The organism is Rossellomorea vietnamensis, assembly GCF_008180615.1.
GTDB lineage: Bacteria > Bacillota > Bacilli > Bacillales > Bacillaceae_B > Rossellomorea > Rossellomorea vietnamensis_D.
On the sequence record NZ_VTEH01000001.1, the window covers coordinates 20,279 to 37,366 of the forward strand.

At 40.5% G+C, this 17,088-nt stretch carries 23 protein-coding genes; 14 read left to right on the forward strand and 9 right to left on the reverse strand.

Annotated features, from left to right (window positions below; translation table 11 throughout):
* Nucleotides 1–12: 12 nt before the first annotated feature.
* On the reverse strand, nt 13–351 hold the full coding sequence (locus FZC79_RS00135) for a hypothetical protein (protein ID WP_148944895.1): 339 nt from the start codon (nt 349–351) through the stop codon (nt 13–15).
* Between the two features lie 681 nt (nt 352–1,032).
* Between FZC79_RS00135 and FZC79_RS00150 the strand changes: the two genes are divergently transcribed.
* The 5 genes from FZC79_RS00150 to FZC79_RS00165 all read left to right on the forward strand — a co-directional run bounded on the left by FZC79_RS00150 (nt 1,033) and on the right by FZC79_RS00165 (nt 3,023).
* Nucleotides 1,033–1,785: a TraR/DksA C4-type zinc finger protein gene (locus FZC79_RS00150; RefSeq protein WP_148944896.1), complete on the forward strand. Its 753-nt coding sequence runs from the start codon at nt 1,033–1,035 to the stop codon at nt 1,783–1,785.
* A 14-nt stretch (nt 1,786–1,799) separates the two neighbouring features.
* Nucleotides 1,800–1,994: a YozQ family protein gene (locus FZC79_RS00155; protein ID WP_148944897.1), complete on the forward strand. Its 195-nt coding sequence runs from the start codon at nt 1,800–1,802 to the stop codon at nt 1,992–1,994.
* Between the two features lie 48 nt (nt 1,995–2,042).
* Nucleotides 2,043–2,195: a hypothetical protein gene (locus tag FZC79_RS22875; RefSeq protein ID WP_187442588.1), complete on the forward strand. Its 153-nt coding sequence runs from the start codon at nt 2,043–2,045 to the stop codon at nt 2,193–2,195.
* Nucleotides 2,196–2,334: 139 nt separating this feature from the next.
* Nucleotides 2,335–2,499 carry a YfhE family protein gene (locus FZC79_RS00160; RefSeq protein ID WP_148944898.1) on the forward strand — a complete coding sequence of 55 codons (165 nt, stop codon included), beginning with the start codon at nt 2,335–2,337 and terminating at the stop codon, nt 2,497–2,499.
* 239 nt (nt 2,500–2,738) lie between these two features.
* On the forward strand, nt 2,739–3,023 hold the full coding sequence (locus FZC79_RS00165; protein WP_148944899.1) for a hypothetical protein: 285 nt from the start codon (nt 2,739–2,741) through the stop codon (nt 3,021–3,023).
* Between the two features lie 79 nt (nt 3,024–3,102).
* On the opposite strand, the gene FZC79_RS22880 is transcribed toward FZC79_RS00165, so the two are convergent.
* Complete coding sequence (locus tag FZC79_RS22880) at nt 3,103–3,450, reverse strand: hypothetical protein (protein WP_187442589.1); 348 nt, start codon at nt 3,448–3,450, stop codon at nt 3,103–3,105.
* A gap of 437 nt (nt 3,451–3,887) precedes the next feature.
* Between FZC79_RS22880 and FZC79_RS00175 the strand changes: the two genes are divergently transcribed.
* On the forward strand, nt 3,888–4,454 hold the full coding sequence (locus tag FZC79_RS00175; RefSeq protein WP_148944900.1) for a DUF2179 domain-containing protein: 567 nt from the start codon (nt 3,888–3,890) through the stop codon (nt 4,452–4,454).
* A gap of 92 nt (nt 4,455–4,546) precedes the next feature.
* Complete coding sequence (locus FZC79_RS00180; RefSeq protein ID WP_148944901.1) at nt 4,547–5,059, forward strand: DUF421 domain-containing protein; 513 nt, start codon at nt 4,547–4,549, stop codon at nt 5,057–5,059.
* Between the two features lie 89 nt (nt 5,060–5,148).
* On the opposite strand, the gene FZC79_RS00185 is transcribed toward FZC79_RS00180, so the two are convergent.
* Nucleotides 5,149–6,195, reverse strand: a complete 1,047-nt coding sequence (locus FZC79_RS00185; protein ID WP_148944902.1) for an ATP synthase beta subunit C-terminal domain-containing protein — start codon at nt 6,193–6,195, stop codon at nt 5,149–5,151.
* A gap of 212 nt (nt 6,196–6,407) precedes the next feature.
* On the opposite strand from FZC79_RS00185, the gene FZC79_RS00190 reads away from it, so the two are divergent.
* The 5 genes from FZC79_RS00190 to FZC79_RS00210 all read left to right on the forward strand — a co-directional run bounded on the left by FZC79_RS00190 (nt 6,408) and on the right by FZC79_RS00210 (nt 9,366).
* On the forward strand, nt 6,408–6,683 hold the full coding sequence (locus FZC79_RS00190; RefSeq protein ID WP_353733596.1) for an SMR family transporter: 276 nt from the start codon (nt 6,408–6,410) through the stop codon (nt 6,681–6,683).
* 35 nt (nt 6,684–6,718) lie between these two features.
* A complete protein-coding gene (locus FZC79_RS00195; protein ID WP_148944903.1) occupies nt 6,719–7,033 on the forward strand; it encodes a DMT family transporter in 315 nt (104 codons plus the stop codon).
* Nucleotides 7,034–7,483: 450 nt separating this feature from the next.
* Nucleotides 7,484–7,996 carry a DUF3231 family protein gene (locus tag FZC79_RS00200; RefSeq protein ID WP_148944904.1) on the forward strand — a complete coding sequence of 171 codons (513 nt, stop codon included), beginning with the start codon at nt 7,484–7,486 and terminating at the stop codon, nt 7,994–7,996.
* Between the two features lie 212 nt (nt 7,997–8,208).
* Nucleotides 8,209–8,454 carry a hypothetical protein gene (locus FZC79_RS00205; RefSeq protein WP_148944905.1) on the forward strand — a complete coding sequence of 82 codons (246 nt, stop codon included), beginning with the start codon at nt 8,209–8,211 and terminating at the stop codon, nt 8,452–8,454.
* A gap of 285 nt (nt 8,455–8,739) precedes the next feature.
* Nucleotides 8,740–9,366 carry a LysE family transporter gene (locus tag FZC79_RS00210; protein WP_148944906.1) on the forward strand — a complete coding sequence of 209 codons (627 nt, stop codon included), beginning with the start codon at nt 8,740–8,742 and terminating at the stop codon, nt 9,364–9,366.
* A gap of 200 nt (nt 9,367–9,566) precedes the next feature.
* Here FZC79_RS00210 and FZC79_RS00215 read toward each other — a convergent pair whose 3' ends face one another.
* The 4 genes from FZC79_RS00215 to FZC79_RS22885 all read right to left on the reverse strand — a co-directional run bounded on the left by FZC79_RS00215 (nt 9,567) and on the right by FZC79_RS22885 (nt 13,013).
* A complete protein-coding gene (locus tag FZC79_RS00215; RefSeq protein ID WP_148944907.1) occupies nt 9,567–9,842 on the reverse strand; it encodes an HU family DNA-binding protein in 276 nt (91 codons plus the stop codon).
* A gap of 62 nt (nt 9,843–9,904) precedes the next feature.
* Entirely contained in the window at nt 9,905–10,258 is a 354-nt protein-coding gene (locus FZC79_RS00220) for a hypothetical protein (RefSeq protein ID WP_148944908.1), read from the reverse strand.
* Nucleotides 10,259–11,415: 1,157 nt separating this feature from the next.
* The gene (locus FZC79_RS00230) at nt 11,416–12,447 is read right to left on the reverse strand and encodes an STAS domain-containing protein (RefSeq protein ID WP_148944910.1); all 1,032 of its coding nucleotides are present in this window, start codon (nt 12,445–12,447) and stop codon (nt 11,416–11,418) included.
* A 416-nt stretch (nt 12,448–12,863) separates the two neighbouring features.
* Entirely contained in the window at nt 12,864–13,013 is a 150-nt protein-coding gene (locus FZC79_RS22885; RefSeq protein WP_187442590.1) for a hypothetical protein, read from the reverse strand.
* 150 nt (nt 13,014–13,163) lie between these two features.
* On the opposite strand from FZC79_RS22885, the gene FZC79_RS00235 reads away from it, so the two are divergent.
* On the forward strand, nt 13,164–13,394 hold the full coding sequence (locus FZC79_RS00235) for a hypothetical protein (RefSeq protein WP_148944911.1): 231 nt from the start codon (nt 13,164–13,166) through the stop codon (nt 13,392–13,394).
* Nucleotides 13,395–13,486: 92 nt separating this feature from the next.
* On the opposite strand, the gene FZC79_RS00240 is transcribed toward FZC79_RS00235, so the two are convergent.
* Complete coding sequence (locus FZC79_RS00240; RefSeq protein WP_148944912.1) at nt 13,487–13,813, reverse strand: four-helix bundle copper-binding protein; 327 nt, start codon at nt 13,811–13,813, stop codon at nt 13,487–13,489.
* A gap of 195 nt (nt 13,814–14,008) precedes the next feature.
* Here FZC79_RS00240 and FZC79_RS00245 point away from each other — a divergent pair, with 195 nt between their 5' ends.
* Nucleotides 14,009–14,860 (forward strand): DegV family protein, encoded by an 852-nt coding sequence (locus tag FZC79_RS00245; protein ID WP_148944913.1) that lies wholly within the window; start codon nt 14,009–14,011, stop codon nt 14,858–14,860.
* 247 nt (nt 14,861–15,107) lie between these two features.
* Here the strand turns inward: FZC79_RS00245 and FZC79_RS00250 are convergent, their stop codons facing one another.
* A complete protein-coding gene (locus tag FZC79_RS00250) occupies nt 15,108–16,658 on the reverse strand; it encodes a hypothetical protein (RefSeq protein ID WP_148944914.1) in 1,551 nt (516 codons plus the stop codon).
* Nucleotides 16,659–17,088 lie beyond the last annotated feature (430 nt).

Genomic DNA, 17,088 nt, shown 5'->3' on the forward strand with positions numbered 1-17,088 from the left:
TTTCTTCTCTCCCTACTTTTTGCCGAGTTTTATAAGGCGGTTGTCTTTATAAATAATAATAACTTTATCTCCTATAGTAAAATCAAGATATTTGTCACAATCAACTTCAAATATTTTTTTGTTGCTGAATTCCATTGCACAGTGTTTCTCTCCGCTATCCCTTATCTCGATGGTTTTATTTGTTTTTATTCCAACAGCCACATTGGATTGACCAGGTGCAAAATATTTTTCGGTAAGGGTCACCTTGTCTTTTTTTAATTCTTCACCTTTTTTAATTTCATACATCAGCATTATGCCCAGTATCACTGCCAGCACGATGAAGACACAGCTTTTCACGATTACTTTGTTCATTAGTTACTCTCCCCCGCTTAAATATTCAGCAACTTAAAAATATTCGCCTGAAGAGGGTTTATGACAGAAAGATATAGCAGAAGAACAAAAGCGGAAGCGCCTTGATCAGCCCCGACAGGCAAATGTTCCAAAGAGAAAAAAAGGCGGTCTTTCCTTTTATTCTCTGAGAGTTATTTGACCCCGAGGGGCTAGGCGCTGTAGCTGGACGGATCAAAAGCGGAAGCGTCTTGATCAGCCCCGACAGGCAAATGTTCCTCAGAGAAAAAAAGGCGGTCTTTCCTTTTATTCTCTGAGGGTTATTTGACCCCGAGGGGCTAGGCGCTGTAGCTGGACGGATCAAAAGCGGAAGCGTCTTGATCAGCCCCGACAGGCAAATGTTCCTCAGAGAAAAAAAGGCGGTCTTTCCTTTTATTCTCTGAGGGTTATTTGACCCCGAGGGGCTAGGCGCTGTAGCTGGACGTGGATAATTCAGCTGCAAATTATCAACAGAGGGTGGTTTTATAATTTCCTAAACCTAAATAAATCTTCCGCCCTGTCAGGCAGTTGTTTTTCACATCCTTACCGAAAGTTATCCCTTCACCGCACAAATAAACCAATAATGGATCCGGTATCATTTAACAATCATGATTTTCTGAATGTGTTCCATACTAAAAAAGAAAATTTCTTGGAAGGAATGATGAAATGACACTGACTGCACAACAACTGTCTGCCTTCCGCTCAACTTTAGGAGAACTGGAAAAGACCATTATTAAAAGACAGGAAGATAACGACAATTTCGACCTTAATCAAGGACATCCTCATGAAACAGTTGGCGAATTATCCAGTTATGATAATCATCCCGGGGACGAGGGCACCGAACTTTATGAGAGAGAAAAGGATATAGCCCTGCATCAGCACCTTGACTATGAGCTTGAAAGTATACAAAAGGCCCTGGCTGCAATGGAAGAAGGCAGTTATGGAAAGTGCCATGAATGCGGGAAGGATATCCCGGTCGAAAGGCTTGAGGCCATTCCTACTGCCTTATATTGCAAAGAACACAGCCCTGATCAGACCGTTTCTCATAACCGTCCTATAGAAGAAGGTGTCCTTATGCCGCCATTCGGTAAGTTCTTTTTGTATGAAAAGGATGAGAATACGGCTTATGATGCAGAAGACTCATGGCAGGCGGTAGCAGAATGGGGTACTTCTGAATCCCCTTCTGCCTTGATGAATCCTCCAGATGATTATAATGACGTTTATATCGATTATGAGGAGAATGTTGGGTATACGGAGGATTTCGAGAATTTTACCGGTAATGATATCGAAGGCAGGAATGTCACCGTGTATCCTAACAAACAACATGAAATGTATGAACAAGCTCTAGATGAAGAAGGGACCATGACAACCTTTGGTGATCTGCCTGCCTACGAACATGACCCTTACGTTGAAGAATAAAAGAGGTGAAAAATATGGATAAAAAACAAAAGAGCCCATCTACTGATCTTGCCGGAAGAACGTACGATGTTTCTGACTACAAGAAGAGTGATGAGCTTTCACAAGGACTTGCAATGACACACGAACAGGCAAGCGACAGCCTGACTGAAGGCACTATTGATGGAAAAATTGAGAATCTGGAAGGCAAGGATATCGACCTGCCAAGATAAATACTGCATAGTACTCACACTGCATTATTCTTTTAAGGAGGATTTTGAATGGTTAATACAGATCGGGGAAAAGTGGCTAAACTATCTCATGAGCATAAGTCCATATACCCCGGAAATAAACATATCAAGCAAAATGCCGGAAGCACATACGGACCGCAGCGTACGGAAAACCTCCCTCCCCTTATAAGGGAAGAACAATAAAAACAGCAACGCTCTAAAGGACTGAAAGGAATAGTTTCTTTCAACCTTTCAGACACTAAAGTACAAGCTGTTTAGTCTGTTTCCTTCAGGGTAATTAATCAATAAGCAAGATATTAATTACTTTGAAAGAAGAATCATCATGGCAGGCAGAAATGAGAAGAGACTTCCATACAAAGGGATTAATACTGAAAGAAATAATGGACTATCCAGTTCCCAAGAGGTGCAATACGTAAAAGACTTCAAAGCAGCGACTAAAGCAGGTTTCCCAGATGAAGTCAAGTCGGATAATCAAGAGAATAAGTAAAAAAATGGAGGGCAGCCCCCTCCTTTTTATATTGATTTGAAGTGTCTGAATTCGTAAATATTTTTTGTTATTCAACATGTTCTTAGTCATTACTTCTGCTTCTGTCGTGCAGCTTTAATCAAACAGTTGTAGCAGGAAGTAAGAACCACATTTTTCCAGAAAAACTGATTTTGCATATATTAGATTACCCTTTGTACAAATGGGGTATGGTAGTGGAAACTACCTTAAGGAGGGATATCATGGAATTCACCTTATCACTGATCCTGCAATTTTTCATGCTTGGTGCTGTTACACTTTTTGTAAGCGGCCTTATTACATTTCTTTTTCCCAAAATCCCACTATCTGTTTTAATTCTCCTGAGTTCTATGGCTGGGTACATTTTTACTGCTTCCAACCAATTGCATGGCTTAATCATTACCGCCTCCATCCTGAATTCATTGCTCGCCTTGACTGCTTCGTGGCTTGTAAATTATGGGCAGTTTGTCAAACGGATGGCTGAAAAATATAGTAATGTAACAGCTTAACAAAACAGGTGCATCTCCTATTTAATAAGGAAATGCACCTGTTTTTTCAGGGTTTTAAACAAGTTCTTTTTATTTACACTTAGTAATAATATCCGCGTTTGTTATCGAGCAATTCAGCGCCCAAATAGCCTGCCCCGAGTCCCAGTAACCCGGCACCTAAAGGAGATAGTCCTCCTCCTGGCCCATATCCAGGCCCGCCATATGAACCTCCAAACCCTTGATAACCCCCATACCCTGGAGAACCATATCCTCCATAGCCCGGACTTTGAAATGGCCCATATCCACCGGCATAGCCCTGGTATCCTCCTAACCCAGGTCCGTAGCCTCCTTGAAATCCTGTGTTCCCATAAGGTCCTTGCCCGTATCCTCCAGGTTGATAGCCATACATGAAGTTTTGTCTTTGATTATATGAATCATAAGGCAGCAAAGTATACACTCCTTGTTTTTATTTAGCTCTTTTCGTAAACTTTGTTGCTATTTAATACTAATCCCCTATTAGAGTAAAACTCTTAGTATCCGGTAAAAATTCCCGCTCTTGGGATTTTTCCGAAGGCAGCAATGTGTGCGAAAACAGCTTTTTATTTGAAACACTCCATTTATGTATATGCAAAGCCGATTCTTTTCGATATCAAAGCTCTTTGAAGGAACAGCAGAACTTCCTTATTCCCACACAGCAATCAACATTAGATAGATGTATAAAGACACCCTATAAAAGCTTTGTATAACTAACCTCTTCACAAGAATTTATTCGACACAAGGAAAACAAAAAAAATCATAAATAACCCTTCCTTTTAGACCGCTATCAGTGTTATATTTGGAAAGTATTTTTTGAACTTAACTTTTTTAAATAAAGGAGTACTTTTCATGATAGATATTTTGTTGATCTTTGCTCTGCAATTGATTTATGTGCCTATTTTAACTTTAAGGACCATCTTCCTTGTAAAAAACATGAGTGTAGCAGCCTCTGCCTTTGGGTTTATGGAAGCCTTGATTTACGTATTTGGTTTGGCCCTGGTTTTCTCCGGTGACCAGAGTATCGCCAGCATGCTGGTATACGCTTTAGGATTTGGTATCGGATTGTTTATCGGAAGCAAAGTTGAGAATAAACTTGCAATAGGATATACAAGCATCGTGGTGAACCTGATGGATATTAATGAAACGTTAATAGAAATCCTTAGAAATGAAGGGTTTGGGGTAACTGTATTTGAAGGCATGGGACGTGACAGCAAACGGTACCAGCTTGAAATACTGACAAAACGGAACCGTGAGGAAGAACTTCTTGAAATTGTTGAAGAACATGAGCCGCGTGCCTTCGTCATTTCATATGAACCGCGCCGATTCAAAGGCGGCTTCCTCGTGAAGGCAATGAAAAAAAGAATGAAAAAGAACCAGCGTGAGGCGTCCTCAGCTGCTGCAGAATCGAATAGTTAAACAATCCAGCCCTCTTCATTTGAAGGGGGTTTTTGTTTGAGGACTCTCATATAAGGAAAAATAACAACAGAGACAAAGAAAGGAGGATTTCCATGTTTTTTTCCGGTTTCGATATCATCGAGAGAACTATCATAATTGCGATTTTCTCTTATATCTCGCTTGTTATTCTTCTTAGAATTTCAGGAAAACGCACCCTTTCTAAGTTAAATGCCTTTGACTTAGTGATAACTGTTGCGATGGGGTCCACTCTCTCTTCCATTCTTCTTGATAAGAATATTACCTGGGCACAAGGAACAACGGCATTCTTTATGTTGATTGCTCTCCAATATGTTATCGCCAAGCTCGCTGTACATATTGACTGGTTCAACAAAATTATCAAATCGGACCCTCAAGTTCTTTATCAGGACGGGGTTTTCAGGGAGGGACCTATGAAGAAGGAACGGGTACCGAAAAAAGCTATATTCCAAGCGGCCCGTTCGCAAGGAATTGGTTCGATGAAGAGAATAGACACCGTTGTATTGGAGTCTGACGGATCGATTTCCATCATTAAAAAATCAGATAAAGATGATAAAGATACATTGGTAGAGGTTAAGGGATATAAATAAAAAACAGGCTGACTCACTTGGCGGGTCAGCCTCTTTTCCGGGTTTTTAAAAGCTTTAAAGAGAGACTGTCATCCTGGTGACTATAAAAACTATAGCTTGCCGATATATTTAAGCTGTTCTGCTGACATGCTGTCGGCTCCTCCATCAATTATTTTCTGTACACCTGCCAGCGAGACCTCCACGGGAACGTATTCTCCTTTTAGATTAGTAAAAGCTTCTGCAGCATAAAAAGGCTGAGTTAGAAATGCTTCTAATCGCTGCCCCCTATGAAAAAGAGCCATTTCCGATTGAGGAATTCTCTCTTCACCAATATTATTGATAAGTATCCGAATTTCCCTGTACCTTCTTAAAAGCTTTCTTGCCCTGCGCTGGATTGATAAGTGGTTATTATCCACGAGGGCGTCTTCTAACAAGGTTGAAGTTGCTTTAACTGGCTGCACTGCTGGATACATTTGTCTGACAGACAAGTCCATGTCAAAAGGAATAAGAGAATCGAGTGGTCCATAAGGATCTTCAACATCAACAACCTCCCCGCTTGGATCATATAAGAAGGTTGTAATGTCAGGAAAACCAGCCTGTTCGAACCGTTCCATCATGGCAAACAATTCTCCTGATTTTACAATGGCCCGGTCTGCTATTATGATGGCGTCTTCCTTATTTTCAAATTTCTTAAGCAGGTCAAAAACTTCTTCTGTATTTTGGAAAACATGATCACAGGCTGCTCTGGCCTCAGCGACATCCGGGACAGTAGAATTTTCATCAACGAAAATCATCTGAAAGCCCTTGTCTTTAAGCCTGATAATCAGCTCATTCAACAGAACAAGCTGTCCCATTTGAGCCCTCGCTATAAATCCGATCTTTCCCCCTTTAACAATCGGACAAAAGATATCCACCACTTTAATCCCGCTTTCAATCATTTCCAGGCCGCTGCCCCGAATCAGCAGTTCATCAATCGTGCAGTTGGCTAAGGAAGCAAGCGCGACAATAGTCTTTACCTCTGCTCTGCCAACCGGTATCTTTCCAGTACAGAGGTTAGATACTGTAGCAGGCCTCAAACCAACAGCCTTAGCTGCTGAAGTAAGATTAGGAACCCGTCTCCGTAATAAGGCTGCATTCAACTTAATATTCGTATTCATCCCCTCACTCCTTTACCTTAAATAGTAAAACATTTTACTCCGTAAAACAAGAACGAAACTGGTATGACTGTATACTACTCGTTGATTTAGATTCATTCTATTTGCGCTTTCTCCTTTAAAATGGATAAAGTAAATGGGATTGAAAAGTATATAAAAAGAAAGGATGATGAGTATGGCGTGGATCTATCTTTTAATCGGCGGAGTATTAGAAGTTGGCTGGGCCATCGGGTTATCTTTATCGAAGGGCTAGCGAACCTATACCCAGCGTTATAACTGTAATCCTTCTGCTGATCAGTTTTTATTTTTTCGCAAAGTCAATGAAAATGATACCAATAGGTACTGCTTATGCAGCATTTGCAGGTATAGGAGCTGGAGGAACTTCTATAATTGGGATGATCATTTTAGTAGATGATGTGAGTTACGCCAAATTTTTTTATCAGCCTTCTTATCTTCGGCGTGCTCGGTCTGAAGTTCAGTTCAAGAGATGAAACGAAAAAAGTAACAACATTCCGAGGGTTGAATAATGGCTTGGATTTATTTAATTACAGCTGGAATATTCGACGTTCTTCTTGTGACGTTCATGAAGCTTTCGGAAGGCTATAAAAAAGTACTGCCGCCTATCCTTGCCTTTGTTTCAGGCGGTGCAAGTTTCTACCTACTCTCACTTGCCCTGATATCCATTCCCATAAGTACTGGATATTCGGTTTGGACTGGTATAAGATCAGCTGGTGCAGTTATTACACGCATGGTGTTTTTAAGCGAATCGAGAGATCTTAAAAGAATCTTTTTCATCAGTTGTATTGATATAAGTGTTATAGGCCTCAAGGCTTTTTCATAGTGCTGTTTTCATTTATATTGTTGCTTACGGATAACCCCGGACTAAGAATTTTAACTCTAGCGGGGAGGAGCAGCTCTTTTCTTTTCGGTGTTACCAGATTTCATCTTTGTAATAGGATTATTTTTTCGGATTTAGTAAAAAATAGCAGCCAAGGTTATGAAAAGAGCCTTTCAAAAAGAACTGGACGGGATGCCTGCAACTGATATACCCGTTTTTCTTTTTCAAAAGGCTTTTGCTTCAATGCTTTCTTCTTCGTAGCAAGTGCTTTCAATCTGCTAGCAATTGCCTATCACCTTTTACCTCTCACCCTTATGCACCCCAAATGAGTCCTTCCCTTAAAATCATGTTTTTTATATGATAACTGAATATACATCCTCTCTATGGAAAACAATAATGTTGTGCATATTGAAAGAGGTGGCACAAAAAATGAATGTTTTCAGGAGGATTACAATGGGTATTCTAAGCGGAAATCCTAAAGAAGAACCAATGCATTATGGTGAGGTTTTTGGAGCCTGGTCTTTTTTACTGGCTGCAAAAGGAATGGTGGCAGGTTATCAAACGTTAAAGAATCATACAGGTGATGAAGATTTAAATAAGTTTATAGAGGAGCTCATCCAAAACGGACAGCAGGAAATCAAGCAAATTGAAGAACTGCTGAAAGAGAATGGCGTCGGCCTTCCTCCTTCTCCTCCAGAGCGCCCAAATGCTTGCCTTGAAGATATCCCGGTAGGAGCGAGATTCCAGGATCCTGAGATATCAGCAACACTATCAATGGATATTGCTGGCGGATTGGTCGCATGCAGCCAAGCTATAGGACAATCAGTTAGAGAAGACATCGCAATGATGTTTGGACAATTCCATATGCAGAAAGTAACATTGGGAGGCAAGCTTCTTCGTCTTAATAAAGAAAAAGGCTGGTTAATCCCTCCTCCACTTCATCAGCATAAGAATGAAGACTGCTAAATCATTCAGGGATATTCCAAACGGAATATTCCCTTTTTATTAGGCTGTTTTCTCATTCATTGCTGCTTTCGTAAAATCCCAAAAGCCTGATCCCCCCTGAATACTTATGTTTTTTCCGTTTTTCACGGGAACTATCTTTTGGAATCAAATATCTAAAAACCAAAAAGTTTATGAAAAGAGCCTTTTATTAACATCACCCAGGAGGATTGACTATGATAAGTCAAAAATTAAAAGAAGCATTAATACAAGTAGATATCGCTGAACGTCATTTAATGGATGCTCAAGGGAACAATGATCCCCAGCACTATCAACGAGCGTCACTTGATATCCATTACGCACAATCACTGCTGAATAGCGTCCATGATATTATCCATGACGCCTCACAAGAAGAACAACAACAATATCACCGTGCTCAAGAAATGATGAGAATTTTGGAAGAAACTCAAGCTTCCCTATAACTATTAATTATGAAGCCTTCGCCACTCACCCTTGAATTTGGGGTTATATAACTTGTTAGAATTTGAGTGGCGTCTTCCTTTTTAATTCTCTTACAGGATCCTTAAGATCACATTGGACTCTTCTAATTTTAGTACCTATAATTACCCGCTTTGCCATTAGCTTATCCGGCAAGTGGACCTTCTCCGTTTCAATTGAACCAGCTGCAATGTGGATACTATTTAGAAGTGATAAATAAGACAACTTCTGAATAAGATGTACAAGTTATCTTATTTAGGGGTGAAAAAATGGCTGTCTTTATAAGCTATATCTTTCTCGGGTTATCGCTCGCCGCACCGATTGGACCTATCAATGCGGCACAGCTCGACCGGGGAATTAAAAGTGGGTTTTGGCATGCCTGGCTCATTGGAATAGGCTCTGTGGCAGCCGACTTTCTATACATGCTGGTTGTTTATTTTGGTGTCGTCAGCTTTCTAGATACCCCCTTAGTACAGACGTTCCTTTGGTCCTTTGGATTTTTCGTACTGGTTTATACCGGGATTGAAAGCCTCCTTGGAGCTGGAAAGATCAGTTCTACCAACAGGCAGAACAGTGATTCTTACCTGAAAACTTTCTTAACCGGTTTTCTGATGGCTCTGTCCAATCCGTTAACCATTTTATTTTGGCTGGGGATTTATGGATCTGTTCTTGCCAAAACAGCCCAGACTTATGACCATGCTCATCTGGTCCTCTACAGCGGTGCTATATTCATTGGAATTACACTATGGGATGTCAGTATGGCGGCATTGTCAAGTTCCTTCAGAAAATTCCTTACTGACAAGTTACTTGTCGTCATCTCATGTGTATCGGGTCTTTCTCTGATCGGCTTTGGTTTTTACTTTGGCTGGGAAGCTATTAAAATTATTTTCTTTTAATCTAATAAAACAGCATGACAATGCAGCTGATTTATCGCTGAAATTCATTAAATTTCAGACCAGACTGTCCATTTTATGTACAGTCTTTTTGAGCCCTAAAGAGATACATCACTTCTTAATTATGAGACCAATTTAAAGTGAAAAGAATTTTCTATGCCTACAAATAAAGACCAGCACTATGACTGGTCTTTGAGGGACTATTAGTTATTCACGCTGTCTTTTAAAGCTTTGCCTGGCTTGAATGCAGGTTGTTTGCTGGACGGGATTTCCATTTCTTCTCCTGTTTGAGGGTTTCTCCCTTTTCTTGCAGAACGTTCTCTGACTTCAAAATTACCGAAACCGATTAATTGTACCTTATCACCTTTTGCAAGAGTTTCTTCAATATTCTGCAGGACCGCCTTGACGGCATTTTCTGCATCTTTCTTGCTTAATTCCGCTGATTCAGCAACTGCATTAATTAATTCTGTTTTATTCATATGTAAAACCTCCTAAAATATTATCTTTGCTACAATTGATTCTTACCACTGCATTCTGTCAGTTAAACCTTTTCTGCCGCAACTATCATTCCTTTATGCAAATAAGTCTTACATTCTTGGGCATCTTCTTCAGAAAAGCCATTATCAAGAAGAACCTTTTCTAACCTCATTAATTCTAAAGAACCATCATCCTCATCAAAGGCGGTAGCTAAGCTGTGTATGCCGCTGTCGTCATTTGCCGATGCAGTTTCCATCAGGTTCCCTTTAAAAGAAGTTTCATTTTCAAGAAACTGATACTGTTTAGGGTTCGCAGTAAAAAAAAGAATAGCAGACTCTGAATCTTTTAACTGTCTATCTTCTAAATCAGAAATCAGCTGTTTCGCTGTGCTGTAGACTCCAATTAGTTTATTTGGCATTCTTTACCCCTCCCTCCATTCTTTTTCCCTCCTCTATAAACGTATAAACTCGACCTCACCATGAAATGACACTTTTGTACAGCTGTTTTCTATATTAATTGCTTTTAAATTTTCAGTTTTTCTCTCTCAATCTGGCTCGACTAAGATTGTTCATGTCATTCGCAGAGCATACCTCCTGCTATGATGGAACAAAGATGGCAGGAGGTTTGCCCTGGGCGTTTGATAACTTCAAAACAAAGAGGCTGGGACAAAACCATAATAAAAAGCTCTCTTCGCAAAGATTGCGGCTGAGTAAAAAGAATGGATTTGCGCTCCAGGTGCACGACTCCGCGGGGCGGGCGGTGAAGCAAAAGCGGAAGTGGCCGTTCAGCGACGTACAGATTTTAGGGCTCTCGCATGAGATAAAGGAATCACGGAGAGCGACCGCGATTCGATGATGACTTATCGCAAGGAGAGAGACCGAAATCTGCTAGTCGCTGGCCGCTGGAGCTGGATGAGCCTCCTCGGCTTTGCCTGCGGGGTCTCACCTGTCCCGCTAGTCCCGCAGGAGGTCGCACACCTTCCGCTCCAATCCGTCTACGTTCAGGAAAAATCGATAAATAACCTTAAAAGCAACATCTTTCAAATAGAGCCTATTAAAATGAAAGAACCGCATGAAATCAAGTATAAAACCTTGAACTCATGCGGTTTTATTTTTCTACTATCTCAACTTATGTCCCAGCCTCTTTCTCTGCGGCTGGAAGCCTTCCTTACCAGCCTCGGCCTAAAAGGGCCAATGAATTATTTTCCCTGGCTATTTATTCCGGCTGAAAAAACTTCGAGAAATAAGGGAAGAAATTCCGCTTATTTGTATAAAAGAGGCTAAAATAATTTCGTTTCGCAGTGCTTAAGCGGAAAAATTCCGCTTATATACTCTAAATAACATTCAATTCGTAAGCTTAACCGGAAAAACTCCGCTTATTTTAGGCTTAATTAATGCCAATCAGCAAGGATACCTCCCCTCCTGCTGGACTGGCATGAAGTGATAAGGAACCGGCTTTTTCTAAAGAAAGAAGGTGTTCTCGACCACGCTATAAGCTCTCTGGAACCTCCAGCATAGCCAGGGGTTTTCAAGGCCATCAGACAAAATTAAAAAGCGAGCGGAATCCGCTCGCTTTTTAATATAACTGTCTTCCTTGCTGTCCGATCGCATAATAAATGCCATGCTTCAGTGTGGAAAAACAACTAAAACGTGACAATTGCATATCGGTACCCGTTATTTCCTGTGCAAGTTCCGGTGAAATACCTACAAGAATCGTTTCTGTTCCTATCAAGGAGGCAGCAGATGCAAGCTTGCTCAGAAATTCAACGGTGAATTGGCTGATATACTGATGAAGGCCAGTGAGGTCGATCACCAGATAATCTGCTTTATGTTTAGGAAGATTATTAAGAGTCTTGGTAATCAGGTCTTCTGATCGATTCTCATCGTATTTGCCGAGTAAAGGGACAACGACTATCCCTTCCAGCACTGGAATGATAGGCGATGAAATTTCTTTTACAAGGTCGGTGAGCTCCTGTGTTCGTTCTTCCACCATACTCTCCAGTTTCACTATTCTATCCGATTCGGATTTTCTGGCAAGATCATGAATGTTTTCTTCTATGGTGATATCTGAGGGAGCAAATTGAAACTCACTGTACTCTTCATTTTGTATCTGATCCTTTTGCAAGGTGAACCATACATTAGCACCAAACAGTCCGGTAAATATTCCTGAAAAATGACCAGCCAGGAATGTTGTGGATTTTCCCTTGCCTTGTGCTACATTAATCTTTGTTTCCCAGCTGTCTTTCAATCTTACTGTTGCCGTATGTTCATCCTTATTTAAATTGTGAATTTCGATCTTTCCCCAGCCCGCGGAGGCATATGTAGCCGGAATCGCTGCTGCTACTTGCTCCAGCGGCATATCCAGTCTTTGAAAATATTCACCTACTACTAGTCCCTGTCTGAATCCTGTTGTTTCAAGCACAACTTTGGCTGCTTCTTTTCCTGAAACCTCTTCAATTGTATCGAAAAAGGACTTCATTGCGGATGATATCCAAAATAAAACGGCATCATCCCCTTCAAATAGGAATAATCCCTGTTCCAACTTCCAGGCAAAATCCAGCCCCCCGACATTTATTTGATCATTAAGTAAAGTGTCGTTCTTTTCCATATGTATAAGGACCCCCGTATAATTTTATATTATTAATTTAACTTAAGTTAGTATATCCGTAAAGCCGCAGGACTTATCTCTTTACAAAGTACAAAAATTTAAAACGCTTTGATCATCCCCGACAGGCAAATGTTCCGCATTGAAAAAAAGGGCGGTCTTCCCTTTTATTCTCTGAGGGTTATTTGACCCCGAGTGGCTGGGCGCTGTAGCTGGACGCATCAAAAGCGGAAGCGCCTTGATCAGCCCCGACAGGCAAATGTTCCTCAGAGAAAAAAAGGCGGTCTTCCCTTTTATTCTCTGAGGGTTATTTGACCCCGAGGGGCTAGGCGCTGTAGCTGGACGAGATAAAAGTTGTCCACACACATTGATTTTATTAATTTTAAGCAAAGAAAAAACTCTGCATGAATTGCAGAGCTTTAGGCACCCAATATCAGAAGTCCTATCATAAGAAGAGAGGGCACCCCATAGTATAGCAGGCTTTTATTTATTACCGTCCGGTCCTGTCGTCCCTTCCAGGTTTCATACTTTTCGTTTTTGGAAGTATACCAGCTGCCTTGGTTGCTCATACTCCATCACTCCTTCCTATTTTAATTTTTATATACCCCAAATCCTTGAATTAAAAATGGAAATATTAAGAAGACCTTGATTTTTGTTTGATACATCCTTTATTAGGGAACTTTTTAATAACTAAATATTATTTTAAGGAGGCATTTCACATGAAAGACAAAAACAATAATAATGAAAAGGGCCAAGGTTTTGATAGATTTGACAATCCCGAGCAATATGACAGTGAAAAAGAAAGCATCCTGGATAAGTTTGAAAGCGAGCAAACCGTAGATCCGCTCCCTATGGAGGATATACGAGAAGAAAAGCAAGAGGAACGAGCAAAATCAAACACTAAAGATCAATCTTCAAGTGAACGAAAGTATGACCAGGACTATAATTAAGGTATATTCTCGGTGAACGCCGCATAAAAAAAGGGTTAAAGTCAGGGCCGTTCTCATTAATGAGAACGGCCCTGACTATGGTCACAGGTTTTTTATGCAATCAGTTTTTGGCATGTTTCTGCACAATTAAAGCATGCCTCTGCACATCTCTGACAATGATCATGTTCATGCTTCTTGCATTCATTCCCGCAAGATTCACATACTGAGACTAGAAGCTTCAGGATCTCCTTAACGTTCGGGCTGTCCGACTGTATGGAATTGATAGCCAGAGAACAAACATCTGCACATTCACGATCCAACCGGATACAGCCTGTCATCATGCCAACATTCTCTTCATTTAAACAGCTGTCAAAACAGACATTGCACGCCTCTAAACATTCCTGACAGGCTTTGACGCACTCCTCATAGGTTTGCTTCATTGATACCACTCCTTTAAAATGATTTACACAACTTTTCCCCATTAAATCATTTTAAAACGGGATTCTCAGATAGGTTTCCTATAGTATAATGAGCAGGTTATTGATAGAATGTTTATGTACCTCTTTGAATTAATAATAATTATTTAAAAAAATTATGAGCCTTTAAAACAATATGAAATAGTAAAGGAAGATTGTATGAAAAAGATTGCATGGATTACAGACAGTACGGCTTATATAACGGAAAGTCTTAAAAACAATCAGGATGTATTTGTTCTGCCGTTAAGTATTATCTTTGGTGCAGAGGCATATGAAGATGGGGTCGACTTAACTACTGAAGAGTTATATGAAAAAATCAATAATGAGAAAGAAATCCCTAAAACTTCACAGCCTTCAGTGGGAAAAACTGCAGAAATCATTAATTCTTTGAAAGGTGACTATGATGCAGCTATAGCCATTCACATTTCAGGCAAATTGAGCGGGACCTTAGAGGCGACAAGATCTGCAGCGGAAATTGCCGATTTCCCGGTGGAAGTCATTGACAGCAAGTCCATGAGTTATGCCATAACCTCCCTTCTCCTCTCGGGTATCCGGCAGGCAGAAACGGAATCCGACCATACCAAGATAGCAGACAACCTGCGTGCCGAGGCAGAAAAGCACGAAAACCTTATTCTCCTTGGCAGTCTTGAACAATTCTACAAAGGGGGCAGGATGTCCGGGACACAGTTCCTGCTGGGAAACCTTCTTAAAATAAAACCTATTATTCGAATCAATCCTTCTGGAGAATTTATGCTTTCTGAAAAAGTCCGGTCTGAAAAAAAAGCAACAAAAAGAATACTTGAACTATTCGATGATTCCTATAGTAAGTATAAAGTGAATGAAATTCAAATTATGCACGGCAATGTCCCTGCAAGAGCCCAAGAGATCAAGAACGAACTTAGCTCCAAATATCCCTCATTACAATTTGTTGTAGGTGAAATCAGTTCTACAATAGCCGTTCATGCCGGAGAAGGAACTGTCGGGCTCATGTGGCAGAACAATCCCAAATAGGAAAAAATCCAATAACATTATAATTATTCCCCTTTTCTTCCTGTGTTTTACAGGGCAGAAGAAGGGGATTTTTTTTATACGGCTGCACATAGAATATTCTTGAAGAAAAAAAGGAGAGACAGAAAGGATTAATCAATGCGCAAGCACCCATGCTCGGTAAACACCAGAGGTTAGAGGGACCCTCCTGTGATGAAAAAAGAAAAAGGCAGCCGCTGACAAAACGACCGCCGTAGAAAAATCCAGTTTCTTAAAACAAATTAAAAATATAAGGCCCTATGGAGAATATGTAAAGCATCATGTAAACAAGCATATAATAGAATACACCTGCAAATGTTCCCCATTCAGGGTCCCTGCCAACCTTCCAAATGATGGCTGTCATTAAGCTGATGGCGACCAGCAATATTGCTCCGCTGTAAGGAAAGGTGTAGTAGACTGGTGCTACCTCATAAAAGAAAGAGTTCATAGCTCTGCTCATATAAGTAAAAGGCATAACAAGGAATAAGGCAATGGAAGCATACTCCACCCAATTGATTTCTTCCTTCTCAAAGGTATTAGGGCTCCAAATGTAAAGAACCAGCAGCAGGGTCAACGATGGAAAAAGCCAATAAGAAGCAGTAAGCACTGTAACCATGCTGCTGAACAGCATCAAGAATGCATTATAGGCACTCAGCTTCCAATCCTCGGCTGCAAGCTCAGTGCTTGCTTCCTTCACCTTGCTGTTTTGCGAGGCACCATAGAGCTGATAATAGTCCCCGTTGAATGAAATCCATAATAGTGACTCTTCATTAATCTTCATGGGATGTTGAGCCACATTTTGATTCGTATTAACAGGTCTGGCAGCTATTTGTGTTCCTTCCTCCAACTCTCCTGCGTACAGCCTGATATTCCGGTTATCACCTACCCTCTGCCCCTCAGCTGTAAATACAAGGTTCAATTCTCCATTAAGACTCACTATCCTTGCATAATCGGGAGATTGAAGTTTTGCATTAGTTTCTTCATTAATAAAGTTCAGTTTTTGAGCAGAAAGAGGAGCGGCTTCCAATGAACTTACTTTGCCTGCTGCTTTAAACATATTGAAAGAGAGCGAACCCCCTGTTCTCATTTTTCTGCCAAATATAATCGTAACCTCATCACCAGCCGTATGAAGGACCAAGCTGCCAAGCTGGTCATACGTAGAATTTTTTACGGTTAAAACCGGGGAGGTTGCCATTTCACCGGCTGAACTCACGTAGAACACTTCCGCATTCACTGTATCTTTCTGATGGATCACAGCGTAACTCTCGTCATTTCCGAATACAACATCGAGAATTTCATTTGGAAAAGTATGTAGTTCACTTGCCGCCCCATCTGCAGGTAAATATTCATATACCGCTCCCTGTTTCCAGTAGAGGACTTGTTCTTCTTCAGCAGCAATTCCGGTGACTTCTTCATCGATGACCTCTGTCTTACCGTCTGCTGTCAGAGTTAACTGACCACCTGAAAGGGTAATAAATTCAGTTCCATCTGTCCAAAAAGGATATCCCCTTGGTATGTCCATGGATAGTGTCTCAGTCTTTTCAATAGTGAGTCCTTCCCCTATGGTAAACTTCCTGACTTCGTCTACATTCGTCAGGTACACTTCATTCTGCCGTTGAAAGGTAATAGGGCTTTCTTGACCTTCATAGTTAAATGGTATCGAGCGGCTCCATTCTTGATTCGGCAGCTTAGTCATAGACGAAAGCTGATGAAAAAATAAAGCAGCAATCAGTGCAATGATTGCAAGTAATGGTATTCCAAAAGATTTTAATTTTTGCTTCATCCAAACATCCTTTATATTGTTTTATTTATTAGTCTGTTTACGCATATATTGCTGCTTTCCGATATCCCAGGAGACTAAGGGTTTTCTCTCTTATCGGTGAGGGTCGCTCTTTTCGTTCAAGATCAGCAGGTAATTCTGATGAATTCTTTCTGAATTCGCACCAAATAGCAACAAAGTTTGCGAAAAGAGCCTTTTATCAAAGACTAATTACAGTTCTGACAATTTTATATTACAAAAATGTAACAACTAAATTCTCATGTAAAATTCTAGGTGGAATTTTCCGAAAAGTCAATACTTTATTGGCAGCCACGCTAAAGAAAGACCGGAAAAACTGTCTTGGGGCCACTTTTGTTAATAGATTCATGATTGATTTTTATCAGTTGCGAATTCTAATTACTAAAAAAGCTTAGAGAAACATGTCTCTAAGCTT